This window comes from Paenibacillus phytorum (genome assembly GCF_013141715.1).
GTDB lineage: Bacteria > Bacillota > Bacilli > Paenibacillales > NBRC-103111 > Paenibacillus_E > Paenibacillus_E phytorum.
On sequence record NZ_WHOA01000004.1, the window covers coordinates 102,665 to 119,040 of the forward strand.

Consider the following 16,376-nt stretch of genomic DNA (forward strand, 5'->3'; position numbering starts at 1 on the left):
ATTTAACATTGTCAACAATTAATTTGTATACAATCTAAATTTAGGGATGATCCCCTTTGTTAATGGCAGATTCAGCCTATCTATTCATCAAACTTTCAGTCAGCTTTCAAGTGGGCTTCAGTTTCAATCGGCATAATAGGCATCAGGTCAAGTCATTCCAATTACTGAAACCGAAGGGAGCATTCATAATGAATAAACGTATATCAGCAAATCGTACAAGGAAATGGGTATCTTCTCTTCTGCTGCTCAGTCTTATCGCTTATCTCATCGTCTATCCTCCTCTTAAGAAAACCGATCAGGCATCAGCAGCATCATCAGCCGTAGCTAAGGTTAATGGCGTCAATATCAGCACGGATCAGCTCTATAAAGCGATGCTAGTAAGTGGCGGCCAGCAGACACTGGACTCTTTAATCACTGATGAACTTATTAACCAAGAAGCACAGAAGACGGGCATTCAAATCACAGATGAAGATATTCAGAAAGAAATCTCATCCATTCAAAGTTCCTACGCTTCTAATGATGAGTTTCAGCAAGCACTCACCTCTTACGGCATGACATTAGACGATCTAAAGAAAAATATGAAGACTCAAGTTCTCTTGAAGAAAATTCTAGAACCTCAAATTACGATTTCGGATGATGAAATCAAACAATATTATGATGAGAATATCGAATCATTGAAGGTCCCTGAGCAAATTCAGGCTTCTCACATCTCGGTCACGACCAAAGAAGAAGCGGATGCCATTCTCACTGAGTTGAAAAAAGGTACGGACTTTGCAACGCTTGCCAAAGACAAATCCCTAGACACTGCAACCAAAGATACAGCCGGAGCTCTTGGTTACATCTCTAGCGGTAAAATGGAAGCAACCTTCGACACCGCGGCCTTCGCCTTAGCTGTAGGTGAAACAAGCAGTGCCGTTCAAACAAGTACTGGATACGACATTATTAAAGTAACTGACCGTAAAGCGGCCTACACGCCTACAATGGAGGAGAAAAAGGAGGATATTAAAACAACATTAACCAACCAAAAGTTGTCTACCCTATCTTCTACTTGGCTGCAAGAGAAGAAATCGCAATCGACTGTTGAGAACTACTTGAGCAAAGATGCTTAATGTATACAAAAGAAGGATGCCCATACCGGGGCATCCTTCTTAGCTTTTATGGCGTCCGACTTTGCATCTCATCGAGACTCTTGAACTGGTATCCCTGACTCTTCGCATCGTCAATGATTCTGGCCAACGCCTCCGTGTTATCCTTGGACACCGAATGAAGCAAAATGACAGCACCTGGATGCAGCTGCGCCATCACATTTTTGTACGCATACTCCCAGCCCTTCTGATGCTTGGGCTCCCAATCGCGGTAAGCAACGGACCAGAATACGTTCGTATAGCCAAGCCCCTGGCTAACCGCTAACGATTGGCCACTAAATATCCCTCGCGGCGCGCGCAGATAGCGCATCTCCTGTTGTCCAGTGAGAGTTCTGACCTCGTCTTTCACTTGATTCAGTTCTTTCTGAATGCGTTCTGCCGATATTTGACTCATATCCGGATGGCTCCAAGAATGGTTGCCGATCAAGTGACCTTCCTGTGCCATCCGCTTTAACAATTCAGGCTCCGTCCTGATATAATGCCCCGTAACGAAGAAGATCGCGGGTACTTGCTTCTCCTTCAGCACGTCCAAAATCTTACCGGTATAGCCCTGCTCATAGCCATTATCGAAGGTTAAGTACAATTCCTTTAAAGCTGGATCTCCTGTGAAAATAGCCCCTCGCTGCTTCAAAAGGCCTTTGAAGCCTTCTTCATCAATCGACGGGGGCTGTCCTTTCGTACTTTTCTTAAATCCAAAATGATAAGACCCATCGGCAGATGCCATCGTTGCTTGCCCGAGCAGCATGGCGAGTACGATCGTCAGAATTCGCATGTATTTCACGGTTGAACATTCACTCCTTGCCTTTTGTGGATTGGTACAGTCTGATTAGACTGTTACTAATATGCCACATGTTAGATGGAGATTATGTGTTCTTTTTCAATCTATCACTTTCCCAAAAGCTTCTACAATGTCAGACCGAAAAGCATGTCCGACTAGTTTCTTAATTTCAGCGTACGCTTCTCTTGGGGACGTGGCTTGTCGGTATGACCGCGGCGTCGTCATGGCGAGGAACACTTCCACTAAGCCGAGCATCTGCGAAAGCAGCGGTATCTGATCGCCCGCGAGACGATACGGATAGCCGGTGCCATCTACTTTTTCATGATGATAAAGGAACGCTTTCTCGACCTCTTGAAAATCGGGGATGCCTTCGCACAATTCCTTCGCCATGAAGCAGTGCTCCTGCACCACTTCGAACTCAAACTCTGTCAATTTCTCTTCTTTTTCAAACATATAATCCGGCAGCTTGACCCTGCTTACAAAATGCAAGAGTGACAATAAATCAATCTCCCAATCTTGCACCCGCAAGCTTCCATATTCATTCACAAGTGCTTTGAGCAGCACACTCATTTCACCGATTTCTTTACGCGACGTTTGTGTTTTCCGTTCTCCTACGGGGATGAAGCATTGCAAGATGTTAATCACTTGCTGTTTTTGCTGCTGAAACGCGGCGGCCTCGACGCGCCTTTTATGTTGGTTAAAGGCTGTAATAATAATTCCGCCTAAGATCACGCAGCCTAATGCATATACACCTTTTGTCGTCGCCATAATAATGGGAGAGAACCCGTCGTTAATCCCATACGTAGGACCAAAAATTTGAAAGAGTAAGAAATACAACAGAAAAATGACAGAACCATATAGATAAACCCTGAATTCAACCAATAAACTGAGCATAACAGGGAAAAAGATAAGAGCAACCCACATCTGATGCAAAGCCATAGGGTTATACAATGTGATGATAACAATCACTAAGAATAGTAATGAGGGGGTTATCAGATTCGTATATGGACTGTCTTTTGGCATACTTTTCTGAATCGCGTACATCCCCCAGGCAAAAAGGGAAACGGTAAACGAGGTCATCATATACAGCTTAGATTCGGAGTTACCGTTAACCAACCAGTATGACAAGCCACTCAGTGTACAGATAGAGGACATACTACCAATGATAGCCATCAATAGTTGATGAACCGGCAGTTGGCCGAATCGTTGTAAATTCATCATAGTGAACTCCTTCTTGAATCTGGTTGATCGCTTATGTTCTCCTTCGACTGGAAGATAGAGGCACCTTTCATGACATCCGCAATGGTGGATAGAATCACTTCAGGACTCGTATCTTTCATCAAGTAACCGTCAATCCCCGCTTTGAAAGCCCGATAAATATCCTCACTCTCATCAACAGCCGTTAAAATGATAATTTTCATTTTCGGATACCTAACCTTAAGGGTCTTAGCCCCTTCAATAATAGAAGTACCAGGCATTTTCAGATCCGTTAAAAGAAGATCGGGCACTAACGCTAACGACTGCGCAATCGCTTCATTTCCGTTCGTCGCCTCACCCGTAACCGCGTAACTCCCACAGCTGTTGAGCAAAATATGAAGACCTTCTCTTACGATACAATGGTCATCAGCAATGACTACTTTATACATAGGCGATACTCCTTTCACGTGGGATGTAGGCTGTAACCGTCGTACCCATGACAGCTTCGGATTGAAAAGAAATGGCTCCATTCAAGGCTTTAATTCGATTTTCCATGCCTCTCAGCCCAAATCGCCCCTGCTCGTACACCTCGGATATCTGCATTCCGATGCCATCATCCTTAATGGTAATCGACCATTGTACAATCGTGACTTCAATCCTCACATGGATATGTTTGGCCTTGGCATGCTTAATGACGTTGTTGGCTGCTTCCTCTACCAAGTGATAAATCGCTTCTTCGATATCAAGCTGCTCACGCGCTACCCAACCAATGTTCTCAAAGATTGGCACCACCTCGGTATGTTCAGTAACACGGTGCAGCAGCTTCTCAATGGCACTATGGAGATTGAATTTTCTCTTCTCATCCTTAAGCTCGATGATGAATTGACGAATATCACGATGGCTTTCTTTCACTTTTTTCTCGATCTCCGTCACATAAGGAAGCGTCTCCTCGCGAACATCCGGGGGAAGCGCATTTTTCAATTGAAACAGCTGAATAGAGATAAAGAAAAGCTCCTGAGCGATCCCATCGTGAATATTTTGAGCAATCGCATCGCGTTCAAGGGCGACAGCATTTTCTTGAGCATCTAGCAATTCCTCGTTGACGAAATGGAAAGCTTCCAGCTTCATGAGGATAAATTGAATATAAATTTTGTGTAAAATAGACAATTCATTCTTGCCTGTTTTAACAAGCAGCCAACCATACTTTTTCCCACTACGGTCTAGAAGGACTTGGACGTAATAAGGCACAGCTTCACCTGTAGGCGATGGTAATTGGGTGTAAATCTTCTGGATATTCGCCCTATTCTGTTTCATATAATTCGTAAAATATGTATGCTTCCAACTCTGAACCTTTTCGTATCGACCGGCATTTTCCACGCAAAGGATAACTTCCCGCTCATCTAAAATATGCTGAAGCAGTTCCTCTACATAGGAAATCGTTCCTTGCTTCATTGGCTGTACGTTCATGTGATGAGAAGAATAGATCATGACAAGCTTGCGAAATTGTTTCTGTACATTTTGCGCTGCATAATGCACTAGACTTACTACGCAAAAGAATGCGAATACGATAAATCCGTAATCAAAATGAGCCAGTACATATCTATATATGAGAACATCAGATGTCAAAGCAAACAGAATCGGGATACCCGCTACATAAAACAGGAGGATCGGATAGTACTGTCTCCAGCTCACGAATTGTTTGACCATCCAGAGACCTGTAAAACTATAGATTAAAAACGGACTGGAAATGCCGCCCGTCTGCCCAAGTAAATAAATCCCAAAGGATACATCCGCGATAGCGGCCATGATCGCCACTTTTCTACGCATTTTATTTAACTGTAATAGGCTGTATATCGTCTGAAAAAGAACCGCAGCCAACAGCAGTCCAGGCGTTACACCGCCATCCTTTGAATACAGGATGAGTCCAGACAGCAACAACGCCCATCTGCAGCCAAAAAATACATATAAGCCCGTTCTGTTATGTAAGGACATGTCCTAACTTCTCCTAAACTTTATGAATTCTTAATGGTCTTTTGGCATATTTTGTTATACAATGGAGCCAATTGATGAGGCGTAGGTACATAGTAATAGGTATTTGGCACTATTTTAGTATAACATAGCTGAGATCTTTTTGGAGGGAACCCGCTTGATTAATATGATTATCCTTGATGATCACCCGCTTGTTCGCAAAGGAATTCGCACGGTTGTATCATCCGGCCAATCGATAAATGTTGTTGGGGAAGCCGCGAATGCGAAGGAGGCTCTACGGCTTCTTGAGCTGACAAAGCCTGACCTAGTACTCGTTGATTTAAATTTGGGAAATGAAAATGGACTGGACTTGATTCGAGAGGCTCGACGATCGGGACATACTTGCAAATATATCATTTTAACCTCTTCGATAACTCGAAGTGAGCTTCAATTAGCCCAATCTTTACAGGTTGAGGGCATCTGTTTGAAAGAAGCATTTCCCGAAGACTTGCTATATGCAGTTGAAAGCGTTGCTCGTGGTCGTAAATACTATGATCCTGTCCTAATGGGATCTATGATGGGCGATAAATCCCACAGCGAAGAGCAGGAGCTCTCCGAACTAACCCCCAAAGAGCTAGAAGTCCTTATGTCTCTTGGCAAAGGACTTTCCAATAAGGAAATCGCCAGCGCCCTCTACATTACAGAGTTTACGGTGAAAAAGCATGTGAGTCAGGTGCTAGCCAAATTAGTTTTAGCTGATCGTACGCAAGCCGCCTTATATGCCTTATCCAAAGGACTCGTGCAGTTTGAAATGCAGCGATAATAAAATGAAAGATCCGTCGGGATAACCCGCCGGATCTTTTTGCCTTATAGGTCAAGCGGTTCCGCGATACTATGCATAGGAAATAACGAGAAGACCGCATAACCCTTCACATCTTTGATATGAACAGGACCTAATGAAGGATCCCGACTGTCCTTGCTCTCACCCAAATTCCGATTATCTCCGACAACGAACAGGTGTCCACTCGGAATTGTCTGTACAGCCATATCTTCCGACTTTCCAGCTGTATACAGCTCAGGCAGCGGAGTTTCGTTCACGAAGATGACGCCATCACGAATGAGTACGCGATCCCCTTGAACAGCGATAACACGTTTGATAATGCTAAAACCTAGTCGCTCATCCTTAATGACGACGACATCTCCATATTTGGGCGTTGAAAAGAACAACGATATTTTATTCATCAGCAGCACATTGCCGTTCTGTAACGAAGGATTCATGGAATTACCCGAAACTTTCGTAAGCCCAATCATGTTGTTAATCAAAATAAAGGCCAGTGTCAGGAGTAGTATGAATCGAATCCAGCCCCATACTTCACTTTTTTTCTTGATTACGGGCTGTCTAAGCTCTAAGACTTCTTCCGTCATATCTGCTCACCTCAACTTTTAAGTCTGTTCAATTATTGTTGGTTGTACGTGACATGAACCACGGTTGCTGGATTTGGTTGCTGTCCATAGACATCATCCGTTACTGTTGGCGGCTGTGGCGCAGGGACTGGTACAGGCATTGGCACAGGCACTGGTGGTTGAATAGGTCCTGCTGGTGCAGGCAGCGGTGCCGGTGCCCCTTGTGGCAGAACTAAGACAACCGGCGGGCTAGGTGTGAACACGAGTGCAGGCGGAACATAGCTGTTCGCTAATGTATCCATTGCCCCCTGTGCACTATCCACAATCGCTTGGAGCTTATTCAAGATTTGCTGACGATCTTGTGCTGTCTTGATATCCGTACTGGCGAGCAAAGATTGCGCATACTGTCCAAGAGCCTGAAGACGAATTCGCTTCTGCTCCTCCGTGAATGATTCCAAACTTCTGGATGATGCTTCGAGTCGAAGCTGCAATTCTTTCTTCAACAGTTCCTTTTGCGTTTCGGTCTCTGACTTCATCGATTGATCCAAGCCTTGGATGACTTGCTCTGTTTTCTTATTGAACCAAGAAGCCATGGAGCCCGCAATATCAATGTCCGCATAGGAAATTCCGACCGACGCCGTAAGTACAACAGTTAAAGAAACAATTCCAGCGGCGACAATCCGTTTGGATTTCAGGTTGCGTTGCTTTTCATTTCTAGTGACCATTTTAATTCCTCCTTCTTCTCTTAGTGAATAAAGGTAAGCTTGAGGCCCCGTCACCGGGGCCTGTTTGCCTATGTTATTATTTCAAACCGTTGATTACGATAGTTTCCAATGCTGCTAAACCAGTAGTTTCAAGGGAAGCACCTTTATCCGTAATTGCTTTTTTGTTTGCTGTTTCTAAAGTATCAGCAAGTGTTTGAAGTTCTGCTAATTTAGCTGCGATTTTAGCAGCCAAGTTGTCTTTAATTTCTTGGGATGCAGCTGTTCTTTCAGCAGCAAGCAATGTGTTAAGTTCTGTTTTTGTAGTTTCGATTTTCGTAGTCAAAGCAGTTGCAGCTTGAGTTTGAGTCGTACCTACCGCCGTAGTCAGGTTGTTTACGGATGTTTTCCCTTGGTCATTAACATCTTTCGTAATGTCTAATTTGGCTACAAAACCAATACCATCAATTACACCGTTGTTAATAGCGTTCGTACCATTTACTAAACGGTCGTACTCGCCAGGCATGCTGCCTTTAATGCTTGTGTTTTTACTGTCGATAGCCGTCGTGTAAGTGTTCAATTGACCGTTAATAGAACCTTGTACACGAGTCGTTTCAGTTGTACCTGCTGTTTTTACGTCATTCACTGCTGTGTTATTGATATTTTTGTAATCAGTAACCATTTTTTCTTTGTTAGCAGCTACATAGCTTGCAACGTCTCCAGCGATTAAACCTTTTGTGATGGCTGATGCTGAGGAGTACCAGCTTTGAAGTTGGCCACCAGCGTCTGTTGCTGCGAATGCTGTACCCATACCTGCTACTAAACCTGTTGCAATAACACCAATTGCTAATCTACTCTTCAATGCTTTCATCATTCATCAATCTCCCTTAGAATAGTATATTGTTTCATTGCGCTCACCTGAAGTGAACCCATAACTCACCATGACTGACTAGTTGCCCAGCTTCGACGTTAATCCTTGAATCGTTTCCTGAGCCCATTGATCGATTTCACGGTCATTCGCACTCTTCGAAGCACTTACGTACTTGTCGAAATCTGCTGCTGCACCAGTCTTAGCAAGCTCTGCCGCGCTTTCGATTTGACCAACATAGGATTGGCGAGCCGCTGCTATGCTGTCGATAGCCTTATGACTAGTGTCATCTGCCATCTTCTTCAAGTTGGCATTTGCCTTGGATGTCGATTCATTCGTCGATACGCTCAAGGATTGAGAAGCTTCGTCCAACCCTTGTTGGACCATAGAATTAATTTCTTTCGTCCCCTGCTGAAAACTTGCTTTGTACCAATTTTGCAGAGGCTTACTTACATCCGAGTAGGCGTAAGCCGTACCCATAACGAGGAAAGTTGAGAGGCCCAATGAAACGATCATCACTTTGCGTTTCAAACGAATCATCGTGCTGCCCTGCCTCCTTCTTGTTCCGATCTCGCTTACAAACCTATTGTATCCCGCCATACGATTCGTGACTTCGTCCTTTAGAGTAATTTATATCTACTACTTTCGCAGTGTCTGAGGGTATACTTTAGTACCATATGTTTTAAGTAAATAAGCTTTTACAACCAAGAAGCTACACGATACGGTCAAGCTGCGAAATATGAAAATGGAAGAGATGAAAGGCGGAGGTCCCATCACTTACATCCTCACGGCACTAACCGCATTAGGGGGCGCCTTTATCCTGGCACTTCTCTTGACGCTTGGCAGTGAGACAACCTGGTTGACAGGGCTTACGATTGGCTTACTTATCGGCCTAAGCATTTCGCTGAAAATCGGGATGAATTATTTGTTCGAGAATAGCAAGCTGCAGTTGTATTTCATCACCATCGGCTACCACTTGGTATCCTATTTGATTGCTGGCATTATCATTGGAGCCTGGCAGTCCTAATGTCATAGAGATAGACTCACAAGAGCGCCTCCACAGGAGACGCTCTTTTTTATTGCCTCTAACGTGTTTCAAAATCGTCTAAATCGTTTATTCAGGTATATCCCCCCATTCCACTTGGCATTCACTCGAATATACTGGAGCACAAGATCTTTGGGGGTGGAGATAGTGCTTCAACTTAATGGAATCGTTGGCGGTAGCTCACCAATCTCGGTTGGCGCTGGAAAAACGATACTGCTGCAGCAAATACTTATTCGTGTGAAAAGTAAACAAAAGTTAATTTTGAGGGATATCAACTTCTTGTTTAACAACGAGGCCTTTGCTATCAAAATTGAGGCTGAACCCTCGCCGGGCGTCTTTATAGCCAGAGGGGGAGCTGGTGATTTAACGCCTCGTAAAGTGTTAGTTAATAATACAACTGGCGAGGATTTGCTTATATTCCTACTCGTAAGTGCCGTTAATAAAGCCAAGAACTCGAGATCCTTGAGTCGTTCAGATAGTTGGCACATGACCTTTGTGCGGCGTTAAGTATGATGACCAAATGTTTAATCAGTAGAAAAGAGGATACAATGAACCGGAAGCAAATGCTCCTGATCAGTACAATGGCCCTTACCTTAAGCCTGGGGGGAACCACATGGATTGATCCTTTAAGAGCTAATCCAATTGCAAATAAACAGAATACTGTTCCTATAAAAGAAGATCTGCTGCATGTACTGGGGCTATCCTCAGAGGAAGATATTTACATTGCCCAGTATAATGGGTTATCTCTAGCAGATATTGCCGAAGCCAACAAGGTTGACGTCCAGAAGGTCATTGAGCTTCAATTAGCAGAGTTAACCGAACAATTAAACTTACGGCTGTCCAGCGGCAGCATTACACCTGAGCAATATGAAGCACAACGTGCAGAATTACCTGAAATTATTATCAAAAGTGTATACGCCATGTAAGGATAAAATAAGGATAACCGACTCCGTCGTCCTTCAGGAACAACTAAAAAACGCCCGCTTGGGCGTTTTTTTATGTTACTTACTTGTTGTGAACTCACATCTATGTCACTATCAAATGAAGAGAAGCTCATTAGGAAAGGACTACGACTTGATCATGAATTTTCATCAACTTATTCCGCTTGTCCCTCTCATTGAACAGATCGAGACGAATAGTTCCTCTCTTACGGCCGAATGCCCAGCCAATAAGTATCAGCTTATTATCGTACGTCGCGGACACATCACGATACTTGGCCATGATCAAGAACCAACGGTTTGTTCACAAGCCTATGCCTGCCATCCGGATCAAGGTGCCTATTCCATTCAAGTTCCCAAAACCAAAACCGAGTGGTTGCAGCTGGTTAGCAGACAAAACGAAAAAGGATGCTAAACCAATTTACGGTTTGCATCCTTTATGCCCTTTTTACTTCGCGTGTTACTCCCCTAACTCATCCCGCGCAGCCGATCTGCAATAACTCTCAGTTGCTGTTCGGACACTAAAAACACAAAGAAACCGCTCCAGCAACGGAACGGTTCTATGCGATGACGATTTCTTTCAGATCATCTCTTTAAGGCGAAGAACTGAGCCCTATTAGATGAATCTACTCCTTATTTGGATCCCTCATGCTCTTGCGTGCCACCCCTGTACGATAGGCAGCTTCAACAACAGCCTCTCTTACCTTTTCCACCACTTTCTGGTTAAAAACGCTGGGGATAATGTAAGTCTCATTCAATTCTTCATCGGTTACTACGGATGCAATCGCCTGAGCAGCTGCCAGCTTCATTTCCTCATTAATCTCACTCGCCCTGCAATCCAAAGCACCGCGGAAAATACCGGGAAAGCAAAGAACGTTATTAATTTGATTCGGCTTATCAGATCTCCCTGTAGCCATCACTCTCACATATGGCTTGGCAAGCTCGGGATCGATCTCCGGCGTTGGGTTCGCCATCGCGAAGACAATGGGGTCCCTCGCCATGGATCGGACATCATCTACCGTTAAAATGTTCGGAGCGGAAACACCAATGAATACATCCGCATGCTGGATAACGTCGGACAAGCTCCCTGCTTCCAAGTTCGGATTCGTCATCTGGGCAAACTCGGTCCAATGCGCATTGTCGTATTGTGTATTTCGGTTAATGGCGCCATAGCGGTCCACCCCGATTAAGTTACGCACTCCGGCGGCGAGCAGCATCTTAGAGCAAGCGATACCTGCTGCCCCAATGCCATTAACAACAACTTTAATGTCCGACATTTGTTTGCCTGTTATTTTCAACGCATTCAACAAACCGGCCAGCAGCACGACCGCCGTGCCGTGTTGGTCATCATGAAACACGGGAATATCGAGTTCACGCTTCAGCCGTTCTTCGATCTCAAAGCAGCGAGGCGACGATATGTCCTCTAGATTGATGCCTCCGAACGCCGGAGCTATCGCTTTGATGATGCTGACGATTTCATCCGGGTCCTTCGTGTCAAGGCAGATTGGGAATGCATCCACGCCCCCGAATTGTTTGAACAGCATCGCCTTGCCTTCCATCACCGGCATCGCGGCCAACGGTCCGATGTCGCCAAGTCCAAGTACAGCCGTACCGTCGGATACCACCGCGATCATATTCCGTTTGATCGTCAGCAAATAGGCTTTGCTTGGCTCTTGCGCAATGGCGGTACAGATTTGAGCGACCCCAGGGGTGTACACTCGCGACAAATCGTCACGGTTTTTGACTGGAATTTTCGAATTTATCTCAATCTTCCCACCTAAGTGGACAAGGAAGGTCCGGTCCGATACGTGAATCACCTTTACACCGCTTAAACTTTGAAGAGACTCGCCGATGAGCTGGCTATGTGTTTGATCGAAAACATTCACAGTAATATCGCGGACAGTACTCGTGCGACCGGAAGAAATGACGTCTATGCCTACAATATCTCCTCCTGTCTTTTCTATGGTAGCCGCGATATCGCCGAGCGAGGTTAATTCTTTATCGATTTGAAGCCGAAAAATCATATAAGTCGTTGCACCGCTTGGAACTGACATGTTCCTGTTCACTCCCTTTAATTTTGCTCTAATCGAGTTTTTGCTTCCAGCTTTTATTGCTTGCCTTCCAGCAGCTCAGCTCCCGCTATCCCCGGGTTTGTCATCTCATATGGATCGAGAATAATTTGCAATTCTTCTTCCGTCAGAACATTGTAGATCAGGCAGAGCTCTCTAACAGGCTTTCCTGTTAAAATGGCTTCACGCGCGATTCGTGCCACCACTTCGTAGCCGAGATGTGGATTAAGCGCCGTGATCACGCCTACACTTTGCTCCACATATTGTTTGCAGCGCTCCTCATTAGCTTCGATCCCTTCCAAACAATGCACGCGGAAAGCTTGGAATACTTGATTCATCATGCTAAGCGATTGCAATAAATTGAACACCAGCACTGGCTCCATCACATTAAGTTCAAGCTGTCCCGCCTCGGACGCCAAACATATCGTATGGTCGTTGCCGATGACCTGGAATGCTACTTGATTAACGACCTCCGCCATAACGGGATTCACCTTGCCCGGCATAATCGAAGAACCCGGTTGGCGCGCAGGCAGCTGAATCTCCCCGAGCCCAGCGCGAGGTCCTGAAGCGAGCAATCGCAAGTCGTTGGCAATCTTGGACATATTGATCATGCACACCTTCAATGCAGACGACACTTCGGTGTACGCATCCGTATTCTGCGTCGCATCCACCAGATGCTCGGCATTAATAAGCGGTAGTCCACTCAGCTCAGCGAGCACTTCCACAACCCGCTTAATGTAGCGAGGATCTGCATTTAGGCCAGTTCCAACGGCTGTTGCACCCATGTTGACTTCGTATAAATGATCACGTGTTTGCTTAATCCGCTTAATATCCCGAGCCAGCACTCGACTGTATGCCTCAAACTCCTGTCCCAGTCGAATGGGTACGCCGTCCTGCAGATGGGTCCGGCCCATTTTGATAATACCGTCGAATTGAACGGCTTTGATGCAAAACGACTCGAGCAGCTCTTCCATCGTTACAAGCAGCTTCTCAATCTGAGAGAGTGTGGCGATATGAATTGCGGTCGGAAACGCATCATTGGTTGACTGAGCCATATTCACATGCGTATTAGGACTTACTGCAAAATAATCCCCCTTAGTACCCCCGAGCAGCTCGATAGCCCGATTGGCGATAACCTCGTTGGCATTCATATTGATTGACGTACCTGCTCCGCCTTGTATCGGATCGACGATGAATTGATCGTGCCATTTACCATCTATAATTTCCTGTGCCGCTTGAACGACTGCATTCCCGATTCGAGGGTTTAACTGCCTGATCTCCATGTTCGCTACTGCTGCCGCTTTTTTCACAGTCGCCATCGCACGAATTAATTCTTCATGAATGCGGTAACCTGTTATCGGGAAGTTTTCGACTGCACGCAGTGTTTGAATCCCGTAATATGCATCTATAGGCACTTCTTTTGAACCAAGAAAATCTTTTTCCACCCTTAACTGAGCTGTTGTCATTGTCTTATCCCCCCAGTGATTTCAATTACGCCGCTTTCTTAACAGACTCTATATATTGCTTGCCTTTATTTTTATCGTACTGCCCTTCCCACTTCGCCATAACAACCGCGGCAATAGAATTGCCGATCACATTGACTGCCGTACGGGCCATATCCAGAATACGGTCAATTCCAGCGATAAAAGCAAGTCCTTCGAGCGGAATCCCAACCGATCCCAGCGTAGCCAGCAGCACGATAAAAGATGCACCCGGTACACCAGCAATCCCTTTGGAAGTGAGCATCAGAGCAATCACCAAGGTGATCTGAGCGCTGATCGACATGTTAATGCCATACATTTGAGCAATAAATAGAGCAGCAATGGCTTGATACAGCGTAGAGCCGTCCAGGTTGAACGAATAGCCCGTAGGAATGACGAAAGATGTGATAGCCTTCGGAACACCGAATTTCTCCATTTTCTCCATCATCTTAGGCATTGCCGTCTCGGAGCTTGCTGTAGAGAAAGCGAGGATCAGCTCGTCTTTTAGAATGCGAATAATGGTCATTACACTGGTGCCGCAAAGCTTCGAGATCAAGCCGAATACGACGAACACAAACAGAAACATCCCGAGGTATACAGCAAACACTAGCTTACCCAGTGGAACCAAGGAGCCTACCCCGAATTTGGATACTGTCACGCCAATCAATCCGAAAACACCAAGTGGTGCGAATTTCATAATTTGGTTGGTCACCCAAAACATCGATTCTGAGAGTCCCTGAAAGAAGGCTAGAACCGGCTTCCCTTTCTCACCAACTGCGGCAATACCCAAGCCTAGAAATACCGAGAAGAAAATAATGGCCAGCATATCACCCGCGACAAGAGATTCAAACACGTTTCTCGGAACGATATTGACGAACGTATCAACGAAGCTGTGACTGGTCATCTTCTCCGTCGCATCGACGTACTTGCTAATATCAGTCTTGGCAAGCGCTGACATATTGACGCCTGCTCCAGGCTTCAATATATTCGCCACGATTAATCCGAAAATAATGGCGATCGTCGTTACGATTTCAAAATAAAGAATCGTCTTTCCGCCAAGCTTGCCCAGCCTTTTTATATCTCCAACGCCCGCTACTCCGACAACGAGCGAAGAAACGACGATGGGAACGACGATCATTTTAATCAAACGGATGAAAATATCGCCCAATGGCTTTAAGTAGCTCTCAACAGTTGGGTTTCCAAAAAATATAGCTCCTACGATAATCCCCAAGATGAGACCAAACAAAATTTGAAATGCTAATCCGAACTTTTTCATGATGATTCCCCCTTTTGTTAAGCGCTTTCTTTTTCATGAAGCTTTTGGTAACGCTTTAATTGATTTCATCTTAGTGGGTAATCTACAGAAAGCTAGACGAATCTACAATTTCTCTTTTTTATTTTTACAAAAAAAATATACGTGTGTAAAAGCAAGCTATAGGTATAGAAGGAATAACGCAAACTATGTCGAATGACTTTTACTTCATGTGAGAAGGAGGGAAACAAGACACTTTGAAGGAAAAATGGTTCCTGTTAATACTCATGATCATTTCGGTTCCGATCACAGGCGAGTTGAATTTCTATCCGTTTCGAGATGAGTTTCGGGTTAGTTTAGGCACCCCCACCTTCTTCCTTTTCCTGTTGTGGCTGCGGACTCCTTCCCCTCTTGTCTCAGGTCTTCTTGTCGGGATATCGGTTATGCTCTTTCGCACAGGGCTTGAAGCGTTCCTTTACTCTGATTGGAACTGGTCCGCTTCCTTTCATCATCATTATCCGGTATTCTTCTACTACCTGACCTATGGAATCGTCTTCACGGCGGTTCGTATGAACCGGTATCATAATCGGCCGCTTATCGTTGGCTTTCTCGGCGTTTCGATTGAAATCGCCGCGACGTCGGCGGAACTACTGTTTCGATATACCTCCATCGCTGAGATGGCTTCTCTTACCACCTGGAATCAGATTGCATTAATTGCTTTTTTTCGCAGTTTTTTCGTGCTAGGTATTTTCAATATCGTGAAGTTGCGACATTCGAGGGCAGCCGAAGAGCAGCAGCGCAAAGAAAACGAGAAGATGATCATGCTTATCTCCGAGCTGTATGAAGAATCTATTCAGTTGAAGAAAACGCTGCACAATGCGGAATATATAACGCGGGTTAGCTATGAACTGTATCAGTCTCTAAAGGATGCGCATCTTCCGGGACTCGATGACCTGTCGCAAAAAGCGCTTCGAATCGCCGGTCAGGTTCATGAAATCAAAAAAGATAATCAACGGATTTATGCGGGGTTGTCCGGTTTAATTTCACATGATAGCGATTACTTACCAATGGATGAATTGGCCGGAATCGTCATACGTTCTAACGAGAAATATGCCAGATCCCTCGGCAAGAAGATTGCATTCTCACTACAGATCGATGGCGAATGCCCATTATGTCACGTGTATGCCACCTTATCCATACTTAATAACCTAGTGACTAATGCCGTTGAAGCAATTCGTGAAACGGGCTATATCAGGATTAGCGTAATACGAAACGGAGATGATATCGTTATCCGTGTAGTTGATAGCGGTCCGGGTATTGCGCCTAAGTATCAGGATCGGATCTTCATGCCAGGGTTTACTACGAAATACGATGAATCCGGCAACCCTTCCACGGGTATAGGACTCGCTTACGTGAAACAAGAAGTCGAGCTGCTTCATGGAACCATACGTGTTCAAGCCGGCAATAACGGGGTTGGTGCTAATTTCATCATCACATTGCCAGTGAGCAAGATAGGAAAGGAGGAATAGC

The 16,376-nt window shown here is 45.0% G+C and carries 18 protein-coding genes; 7 read left to right on the top strand and 11 right to left on the bottom strand.

What is annotated here, in order from left to right; genetic code table 11:
• Positions 1–188 precede the first annotated feature (188 nt).
• Positions 189–1,109: a peptidyl-prolyl cis-trans isomerase gene (locus GC098_RS00415; protein WP_171639929.1), complete on the top strand. Its 921-nt coding sequence runs from the start codon at positions 189–191 to the stop codon at positions 1,107–1,109.
• Between the two features lie 46 nt (positions 1,110–1,155).
• Here the strand turns inward: GC098_RS00415 and pdaA are convergent, their stop codons facing one another.
• From pdaA to GC098_RS00435, 4 genes are all read right to left on the bottom strand, one after another.
• Positions 1,156–1,890: a delta-lactam-biosynthetic de-N-acetylase gene (pdaA, locus tag GC098_RS00420; RefSeq protein ID WP_376769339.1), complete on the bottom strand. Its 735-nt coding sequence runs from the start codon at positions 1,888–1,890 to the stop codon at positions 1,156–1,158.
• A 132-nt stretch (positions 1,891–2,022) separates the two neighbouring features.
• On the bottom strand, positions 2,023–3,141 hold the full coding sequence (locus tag GC098_RS00425; RefSeq protein ID WP_171639931.1) for an HD-GYP domain-containing protein: 1,119 nt from the start codon (positions 3,139–3,141) through the stop codon (positions 2,023–2,025).
• Positions 3,141–3,569 carry a response regulator gene (locus tag GC098_RS00430; protein ID WP_171639933.1) on the bottom strand — a complete coding sequence of 143 codons (429 nt, stop codon included), beginning with the start codon at positions 3,567–3,569 and terminating at the stop codon, positions 3,141–3,143. Before GC098_RS00430 ends, GC098_RS00425 begins: the two co-directional genes overlap by 1 nt.
• Positions 3,562–5,112: a sensor histidine kinase gene (locus GC098_RS00435; protein ID WP_171639935.1), complete on the bottom strand. Its 1,551-nt coding sequence runs from the start codon at positions 5,110–5,112 to the stop codon at positions 3,562–3,564. Before GC098_RS00435 ends, GC098_RS00430 begins: the two co-directional genes overlap by 8 nt.
• Before the next feature lie 163 nt (positions 5,113–5,275).
• Between GC098_RS00435 and GC098_RS00440 the strand changes: the two genes are divergently transcribed.
• Positions 5,276–5,911 carry a response regulator gene (locus GC098_RS00440; protein ID WP_216625103.1) on the top strand — a complete coding sequence of 212 codons (636 nt, stop codon included), beginning with the start codon at positions 5,276–5,278 and terminating at the stop codon, positions 5,909–5,911.
• A gap of 44 nt (positions 5,912–5,955) precedes the next feature.
• Here GC098_RS00440 and lepB read toward each other — a convergent pair whose 3' ends face one another.
• The 4 genes from lepB to GC098_RS00460 all read right to left on the bottom strand — a co-directional run bounded on the left by lepB (position 5,956) and on the right by GC098_RS00460 (position 8,601).
• Positions 5,956–6,513: a signal peptidase I gene (gene lepB, locus GC098_RS00445; RefSeq protein WP_171639937.1), complete on the bottom strand. Its 558-nt coding sequence runs from the start codon at positions 6,511–6,513 to the stop codon at positions 5,956–5,958.
• A gap of 32 nt (positions 6,514–6,545) precedes the next feature.
• Positions 6,546–7,217, bottom strand: a complete 672-nt coding sequence (locus tag GC098_RS00450; RefSeq protein WP_171639939.1) for a hypothetical protein — start codon at positions 7,215–7,217, stop codon at positions 6,546–6,548.
• 76 nt (positions 7,218–7,293) lie between these two features.
• Positions 7,294–8,067 (bottom strand): hypothetical protein, encoded by a 774-nt coding sequence (locus GC098_RS00455; protein ID WP_171639941.1) that lies wholly within the window; start codon positions 8,065–8,067, stop codon positions 7,294–7,296.
• A gap of 75 nt (positions 8,068–8,142) precedes the next feature.
• Positions 8,143–8,601, bottom strand: a complete 459-nt coding sequence (locus GC098_RS00460; RefSeq protein WP_171639943.1) for a hypothetical protein — start codon at positions 8,599–8,601, stop codon at positions 8,143–8,145.
• A 205-nt stretch (positions 8,602–8,806) separates the two neighbouring features.
• Here GC098_RS00460 and GC098_RS00465 point away from each other — a divergent pair, with 205 nt between their 5' ends.
• The 4 genes from GC098_RS00465 (at position 8,807) to GC098_RS00480 (ending at position 10,459) form a co-directional block, all read left to right on the top strand.
• The gene (locus tag GC098_RS00465; protein ID WP_171639945.1) at positions 8,807–9,088 is read left to right on the top strand and encodes a DUF1761 domain-containing protein; all 282 of its coding nucleotides are present in this window, start codon (positions 8,807–8,809) and stop codon (positions 9,086–9,088) included.
• A gap of 165 nt (positions 9,089–9,253) precedes the next feature.
• Positions 9,254–9,613: a hypothetical protein gene (locus tag GC098_RS00470; RefSeq protein ID WP_171639947.1), complete on the top strand. Its 360-nt coding sequence runs from the start codon at positions 9,254–9,256 to the stop codon at positions 9,611–9,613.
• Between the two features lie 41 nt (positions 9,614–9,654).
• Positions 9,655–10,032, top strand: coding sequence for a hypothetical protein (locus tag GC098_RS00475; protein ID WP_171639949.1), 378 nt, complete (start codon positions 9,655–9,657; stop codon positions 10,030–10,032).
• Between the two features lie 154 nt (positions 10,033–10,186).
• The gene (locus GC098_RS00480) at positions 10,187–10,459 is read left to right on the top strand and encodes a hypothetical protein (protein WP_171639951.1); all 273 of its coding nucleotides are present in this window, start codon (positions 10,187–10,189) and stop codon (positions 10,457–10,459) included.
• A gap of 211 nt (positions 10,460–10,670) precedes the next feature.
• Here GC098_RS00480 and GC098_RS00485 read toward each other — a convergent pair whose 3' ends face one another.
• The 3 genes from GC098_RS00485 to GC098_RS00495 are packed head-to-tail and all read right to left on the bottom strand — an operon-like array spanning position 10,671 to position 14,870.
• A complete protein-coding gene (locus GC098_RS00485; RefSeq protein WP_171639953.1) occupies positions 10,671–12,098 on the bottom strand; it encodes an NAD-dependent malic enzyme in 1,428 nt (475 codons plus the stop codon).
• Between the two features lie 53 nt (positions 12,099–12,151).
• A complete protein-coding gene (aspA, locus tag GC098_RS00490; protein ID WP_171639955.1) occupies positions 12,152–13,579 on the bottom strand; it encodes an aspartate ammonia-lyase in 1,428 nt (475 codons plus the stop codon).
• A 25-nt stretch (positions 13,580–13,604) separates the two neighbouring features.
• The gene (locus tag GC098_RS00495; protein ID WP_171639956.1) at positions 13,605–14,870 is read right to left on the bottom strand and encodes a cation:dicarboxylate symporter family transporter; all 1,266 of its coding nucleotides are present in this window, start codon (positions 14,868–14,870) and stop codon (positions 13,605–13,607) included.
• 233 nt (positions 14,871–15,103) lie between these two features.
• On the opposite strand from GC098_RS00495, the gene GC098_RS00500 reads away from it, so the two are divergent.
• Positions 15,104–16,375, top strand: coding sequence for a sensor histidine kinase (locus tag GC098_RS00500; RefSeq protein WP_246358340.1), 1,272 nt, complete (start codon positions 15,104–15,106; stop codon positions 16,373–16,375).
• Position 16,376 lies beyond the last annotated feature (1 nt).

Bases quoted from the DNA above. Each gene is read 5' to 3' on its own strand.
- GC098_RS00415 (WP_171639929.1), top strand. From the start codon at position 189: ATGAATAAACGTATATCAGCAAATCGTACAAGGAAATGGGTATCTTCT.
- pdaA (WP_376769339.1), bottom strand. From the start codon at position 1,890: ATGCTGCTCGGGCAAGCAACGATGGCATCTGCCGATGGGTCTTATCAT.
- GC098_RS00425 (WP_171639931.1), bottom strand. From the start codon at position 3,141: ATGAATTTACAACGATTCGGCCAACTGCCGGTTCATCAACTATTGATG.
- GC098_RS00430 (WP_171639933.1), bottom strand. From the start codon at position 3,569: ATGTATAAAGTAGTCATTGCTGATGACCATTGTATCGTAAGAGAAGGT.
- GC098_RS00435 (WP_171639935.1), bottom strand. From the start codon at position 5,112: ATGTCCTTACATAACAGAACGGGCTTATATGTATTTTTTGGCTGCAGA.
- GC098_RS00440 (WP_216625103.1), top strand. From the start codon at position 5,276: ATGATTATCCTTGATGATCACCCGCTTGTTCGCAAAGGAATTCGCACG.
- lepB (WP_171639937.1), bottom strand. From the start codon at position 6,513: ATGACGGAAGAAGTCTTAGAGCTTAGACAGCCCGTAATCAAGAAAAAA.
- GC098_RS00450 (WP_171639939.1), bottom strand. From the start codon at position 7,217: ATGGTCACTAGAAATGAAAAGCAACGCAACCTGAAATCCAAACGGATT.
- GC098_RS00455 (WP_171639941.1), bottom strand. From the start codon at position 8,067: ATGATGAAAGCATTGAAGAGTAGATTAGCAATTGGTGTTATTGCAACA.
- GC098_RS00460 (WP_171639943.1), bottom strand. From the start codon at position 8,601: ATGATTCGTTTGAAACGCAAAGTGATGATCGTTTCATTGGGCCTCTCA.
- GC098_RS00465 (WP_171639945.1), top strand. From the start codon at position 8,807: ATGGAAGAGATGAAAGGCGGAGGTCCCATCACTTACATCCTCACGGCA.
- GC098_RS00475 (WP_171639949.1), top strand. From the start codon at position 9,655: ATGAACCGGAAGCAAATGCTCCTGATCAGTACAATGGCCCTTACCTTA.
- GC098_RS00480 (WP_171639951.1), top strand. From the start codon at position 10,187: ATGAATTTTCATCAACTTATTCCGCTTGTCCCTCTCATTGAACAGATC.
- GC098_RS00485 (WP_171639953.1), bottom strand. From the start codon at position 12,098: ATGTCAGTTCCAAGCGGTGCAACGACTTATATGATTTTTCGGCTTCAA.
- aspA (WP_171639955.1), bottom strand. From the start codon at position 13,579: ATGACAACAGCTCAGTTAAGGGTGGAAAAAGATTTTCTTGGTTCAAAA.
- GC098_RS00495 (WP_171639956.1), bottom strand. From the start codon at position 14,870: ATGAAAAAGTTCGGATTAGCATTTCAAATTTTGTTTGGTCTCATCTTG.